The organism is Pseudonocardia sp. KRD291 (genome assembly GCF_019263595.1).
Taxonomy (GTDB): Bacteria; Actinomycetota; Actinomycetes; order Mycobacteriales; family Pseudonocardiaceae; genus Pseudonocardia.
The window spans coordinates 1-5,347 of the sequence record NZ_JADQDD010000369.1 but is presented as its reverse complement, the minus strand read 5'-3'; the positions used below and the strand labels follow the sequence as shown (position 1 = coordinate 5,347).

Genomic DNA, 5,347 nt, shown 5'->3' with positions numbered 1-5,347 from the left:
CACTCGCTCGGGCCGACCGCGTCCGGCTCCCCGTCCGGGGCCCCGGGATCGGGGAGAGGATCGGGCACGGCGGCGGTCAGCCCAGCTGCAGGTCGGCCAGCCCGAGCAGCGCCCGGTAGGGCGCGCCCTCGGCCTCGACCGCCTCGCGCGCCCCGGTGTCCCGGTCGACGACCGTGCAGACCCCGACGACGGTGGCCCCGGCCTCGCGCACCTGGCGCACCGCGGTGAGCACCGAGCCACCGGTGGTCGAGGTGTCCTCGACGACCAGCACCGGGCGTCCGGCGATGTCCGGGCCCTCGATCAGGCGCTGCATGCCGTGCTTCTTCGTCTCCTTGCGGACGACGAACGCGTCCACCGGAGGCGCGTCGGTCTCCAGCGAGGCGGCGTGCAGGACGGCGGTCGCGACCGGGTCCGCGCCGAGCGTCAGCCCGCCGACGGCGTCGTAGTCCCAGTCCTCGGTCAGTGCGCGGAGCAGGCGCCCGATCAGCGGCGACGCCTCGTGCTGCAACGTGACCCGGCGCAGGTCGACGTAGTAGTCGGCCTCCGCCCCGGAGGACAGCGTGACCCGCTCGTGCACGACCCCGAGCTCCCGGACCAGCGCCGCCAGCCGCGCCCGGTCTCCATGCGCACTCATGTGCGGTCCCGGTCGAACGTGGCCGTCAGCCGCCGGACGACACCGCGGGGCAGCACCCCGACCAGCCCGACGATCGCCTTGTACTGCCGCGAAGGCACGGACACCACCCGTCCCCTGGCCAGATCGGCCAGGCACTCGTCGACGACCTGCGCGGGATCGAGCCACAGCGGGCCGCGCCGCCCGCCGACCTCGATCCCGGCACGTTCGTGGAACTCGGTCCGGACGAAGCCCGGGCACAGCACCATCGCCCGCACCCCCGTCCCGTTCAGCGACGCGGAGATCCCCTCGGTGAACGAGATGACCCACGCCTTGTCCGCGCTGTAGGTGGACCCGCGCCCGGCGAGGAACCCGGCCACGCTGGCCACGTTCACCACGGCGCCGTTCCCGCGGTCCACCATCCCGGGCAGCGCGGCCCGGGTGAGAGCCAGCACACTCGCGACGTTCACCTCGAGCTGGCGCGCCAGCGCCTCCGGGTCGGCCTGCAGGAAGTCGCTCCCGGTGGCCAGACCGGCGTTGTTCACCAGCAGCTCGACGGGGGCGAGGTCGGGGTCGGCCAGGCGCCGGGTCACCCGGGCGCGGGCGTCCGGGTCGGCCAGGTCCGCCGGCAGCACCTCGACCGAGACCCCCTGGTCACGGTGCCGGACGGCGGCGGCCTCGAGCCGCTCGGCGTCCCGCGCGACGAGCACGAGATCCCGCCCGTCGGCGGCCAGCCGGTCGGCGAACGCCGCCCCGATCCCCGCGGAGGCGCCAGTGATCATGACGGAGGGCACGGGGGGAGCCTAGTGCGTGACCGCAGTCCCGCCACCGGGCGTCGCCGGCCCGTCCGCGCTGCGGCATCGGGATTAACCGGACCTACTTCACATGTCACAGCGGTGACGCGACGTTTACCGTCGGGGCATGACGTCCGAGGCGCCGCCGTCCGCGGTCGCACACCCGACGTCGGCCCGTCCGGCGTCCGACCACCACCGGGTAGTGATCATCGGAGCCGGTTTCAGCGGCCTGACCGCCGGCCTGGCCCTGCTGCGCCGGGAGGTGCACGACTTCGTCATCCTGGAACGGACCGACGACGTCGGCGGCGTCTGGCGGGACAACACCTACCCCGGCGTCGGCGTCGACACCCCCTCGCCGCTCTACCAGCTGCGCCGGCTCACCAACCCGGACTGGTCGGACCTCTACGCGCCCGGGCACGAGGTACTGGACTACTCGCGGACCCTGGCCCGCACCGACGGCCTGCTCTCCCACGTCCGGTTCCACAGCGACGTCGACCAGGCGCGCTGGGACCCCGACGCCCGGCGCTGGCGCATCCGCACCGGCGACGCCGAGGTGACCGCGGACGTCCTGGTCAGCGCGGCGGGTCTGGTCTCCGACCCGGCGATGCCGGACGTCCCCGGGCTGGCCGGGTTCCCCGGCCCGGCATTCCACTCGTCGCGCTGGGACCACGACGTCGACCTCGACGGCAAGCGCGTCGCCGTGATCGGGACCGGCGCCTCGGCGATCCAGATCGTGCCGGCCATCCAGCCGCGGGTCCGCGAGCTGCACGTCCTGCAGCGCACCCCGGCCTGGGTGATGCCCAAGCCCGAGCGCCCCGGGGCCGAACGGCTGCGCCGGGCACTGGACGCGAGCCCGCGACTGCGCAGGCTGCAGTTCGACATCCTCTACGCCGGCGCCGAGGTGCTCGCCTCGGCCCGCCGGTCGAAGCTGCTGCGCGAGGGGCTGATGCGGGTCGGACGCAGGCACCTGGCCGAGCAGGTCCCGGACGAGGACCTGCGCGCGCGCCTGACGCCGGACTTCGAGTACCTGTGCAAGCGGCCGCTGATCTCCAACTCCTACCTGCCGGCGATGGGCGAGCCGAACACCACGCTGCACACCGGCGGGCTCTCCGAGGTCCGCGGCTCCACCGTGGTCGCCGGCGACGGCACCGAGGCCGAGGTGGACGTGATCGTGCTCAACACCGGCTTCCAGATCGGCATCACCTCGCCGATCGCCCGCCGGATCACCGACGCCGCCGGCGCGTCGCTGAGCGACCACTGGGGCGACCGTCCCCGGGCCTACCTGGGCATGAGCTACCCGGGCTTCCCGAACTTCTTCCTCACCCAGGGCCCGAACGCGACCAGCGGCGCCAGCTCGACGCTGCTGTTCGCCGAGGCCCAGGGCCGCTACATCGCCGACGCCGTGGTCATGATGGCCCGGGAGGGGATCGAGGTCACCGACGTCCGGCCCGAGGTCGAGCGTCGCTGGACCCGCCGGATCCGCCGTCGTTCCGCGCGGACGGTCTACGAGCGCGGCGGCTGCGCGAGCTACTACCAGAACGACGACGGCGTGAACGTCGTCATGTGGCCGGCGAACTCGGCCGAGTACCAGCTGCGTACCCGGCGGTTCCGGCTCGCGCCGTTCCGCGCCCTGCACGGGAGGAACGGGGCGGGGCGGCCGTTGGGACCGGCCCTGCCCGCGCCGCGCGGGGGCGAGCTCGCGGTGGGCTGAGCCCGCCACCGCGGCGGTGTGCGCCGCTCGCGAGGTACCGGCCCCGGCGTGGGGTCGGATCCAAGCCGGGGCCGGAAGTCGGTCGGTGCCGCCGTCAGGCGGACGGGACGGCCACCTCGCCGGCCGGGCGCTGCGCCGTCCCGGCCGGGCGCTGCGCCGGGGCCTGCTCGGCCGCCGCGAACGCGCGCGAGCGGGCGGCCGCGACCGCGCGGGCCCGGCGCTCCCGGCTGGAGCGCCGGGTGGTGACGAAGTGGTCCGACCCGGACGTGCGCGCGCAGTGCGCCGGCTCGACCCGCTGGGCCGGGCGGGCCGGCAGGTCCGGGAGCCCAGGCCGGCGCCCGCCCGCGCTGCCGCCCGCGCTCCCGGCGGGCGGAGTGGCCGGGGCCGGCGCCGAGGCCGGGGCCGGGGCCGGGTCGGGCGCCGGGGCGGCCGTCTCCCGGCGGTCCGGCCGCGAGGCACGGGCCAGGCGCGCCGCCAGGCGCAGCGCGCGGCGCGGCATCTCGATCGTCTCGATCAGGGGCCGGTAGACCGGTCCCGGCACGCTCAGGACACGGCCACGCTCCAGGTCGGCGAGGCAGGTGTCGACGACGTGCTCCGGCTCGGCCCACAGCAGCCGTCCGGCCAGCCCCTCCGGCGGCGCGGAGGTGTGCCATCCGGTGCGCACGTAGCCCGGGCAGGCCGCGATCGCGGCGACCCCGGTGCCGCGCAGGACCGGTGCCAGCGAGTCGGTGAACGCGGCGACCCACGCCTTCGTCGGGCCGTAGGACGAGCCCGGCGCGGGCAGATGGCCGGCCACGCTGCCCACGTTGACGACCGTGCCCCGGCCGCGCTGCAGCATCCCGGGCAGCACCGCGTGGGTGAGACCGATCGTCGCGGTGATGTTCAGGTCGATCTCGGCCTGCAGGTGCCGGCGCTCGGCGTGCGGGAACTGCGCGCTCCGCCCGCACCCGGCGTTGTTCACCAGGACGTCGACCGCCAGGCCCTCGGGCCCGCTGAGCAGTGCCTCCAGCCGGAACAGGCCGTGCCGGTCGGCGAGGTCGGTGACGAAGGTGTCCACCCGGACGCCGTGGCGGGCCGCGAGAACGCGCGCCATCGCGTTCAGCCGCAGCTCCCCGCGGGCGACGAGGATCAGGTCGTGTCCGCGGGACGCGAGACGATCGGCGAACGCGGCACCGATGCCGGCACTTCCGCCGGTGATGAGAGCGAGAGACACCCGAACAGGGTATCCAGCACTACTCCACCTAGCTCAATCGGGTGGTCACTTTGCGCATCAGCTGATCAACGCAGGGCGACACCGCCCAGGTCAGGCCCCGGCCGTGGGTCGCGCGGCCGTGAGACCCTCCTCCAGAGCGGTGGCGACCTCGGCGAGGTCGGCCAGAAGGTCCTGCATCCGGTCCGGGGAGATGCCCACCGGCGCGGCGGCGAGCACCCAGGCGTCCTCGGCCCAGAGCAGCTCGACGTCCTCACCGATCGCGTCGCTGGCGTCGGCCAGGCGCGGGGTGAGCAGCGGGCGGACCGCCTCGGCGTCGCTGACGAACGCGTACCGCTCGCCGACCGGCTCCAGCAGGTCGAGCCCGGCGTCGTCGGGCAGCGGGGCCGAGGGCAGCCGCAGCTCCACCGCGGCCGGCAGCGCGGTCTGCACCTGCACCGCGCACAGCACCGAGCTGACCCGGCCGGCCTGCTCGTGGTCGAACGCGTAGGACTGTCGCGGACCGTCCGGGGTCGGTACGTCACCGCTGACCAGGTTGCGCGCCACGCCGGGCCCGCCCTGGTGGATGGTTCCGTAGCGCCAGCGGCTGGGCAGCACCGGATCGCTGTCGAGGAACTCCCACTCCCGCGTGGCGGCCCACCGCTTGCGGTCGCGGCTCGCACCACCACGGAACCGTTCGAACAGCAGCAGGCCGATGCCCACGACGATCGCGATGATGGCGACGATGAACCAGACCGACATGCGGCGGAGCCTAGCCCCGAACCCCGTCCGAGCGTGGTAGCGCCACGAGTGTGCACCGCCCTCGTCCGGGGGTTTGTCGGTCGCGGCGGCCGCGACGACGGGGCTCACCGGTGGGCGGAGACCTCCTCGTCCCGCTGCGCGATCTCTCCGCGTGCCTCGCCCGCCTGCTTGCCGGACTCGACGGCGACCTTGACCCGGATGTCGCCCCGGAGTTCTTCGACGCCGTCACCGGCGCCCTTCCAGCCGGGCGCGACCGCCTCGAGCCCGGCCGTCCCGGACAC

At 75.1% G+C, this 5,347-nt stretch carries 5 protein-coding genes; 1 reads left to right on the top strand and 4 read right to left on the bottom strand.

All coding sequences use genetic code 11. The features are described 5' to 3' along the window. Positions 1 to 76: 76 nt before the first annotated feature. Positions 77 to 634 (bottom strand): orotate phosphoribosyltransferase, encoded by a 558-nt coding sequence (pyrE, locus tag I4I78_RS29870; protein ID WP_218614853.1) that lies wholly within the window; start codon positions 632 to 634, stop codon positions 77 to 79. After that, positions 631 to 1,404: an SDR family oxidoreductase gene (locus I4I78_RS29865; RefSeq protein WP_308252441.1), complete on the bottom strand. Its 774-nt coding sequence runs from the start codon at positions 1,402 to 1,404 to the stop codon at positions 631 to 633. Before I4I78_RS29865 ends, pyrE begins: the two co-directional genes overlap by 4 nt. 127 nt (positions 1,405 to 1,531) lie before the next feature. On the opposite strand from I4I78_RS29865, the gene I4I78_RS29860 reads away from it, so the two are divergent. Beyond that, on the top strand, positions 1,532 to 3,115 hold the full coding sequence (locus I4I78_RS29860; protein WP_218614852.1) for an NAD(P)/FAD-dependent oxidoreductase: 1,584 nt from the start codon (positions 1,532 to 1,534) through the stop codon (positions 3,113 to 3,115). 94 nt (positions 3,116 to 3,209) lie between these two features. Here the strand turns inward: I4I78_RS29860 and I4I78_RS29855 are convergent, their stop codons facing one another. Further along, complete coding sequence (locus I4I78_RS29855; protein ID WP_218614851.1) at positions 3,210 to 4,328, bottom strand: SDR family oxidoreductase; 1,119 nt, start codon at positions 4,326 to 4,328, stop codon at positions 3,210 to 3,212. Positions 4,329 to 4,418: 90 nt separating this feature from the next. Beyond that, entirely contained in the window at positions 4,419 to 5,066 is a 648-nt protein-coding gene (locus I4I78_RS29850) for a hypothetical protein (RefSeq protein ID WP_218614850.1), read from the bottom strand. Positions 5,067 to 5,347 lie beyond the last annotated feature (281 nt).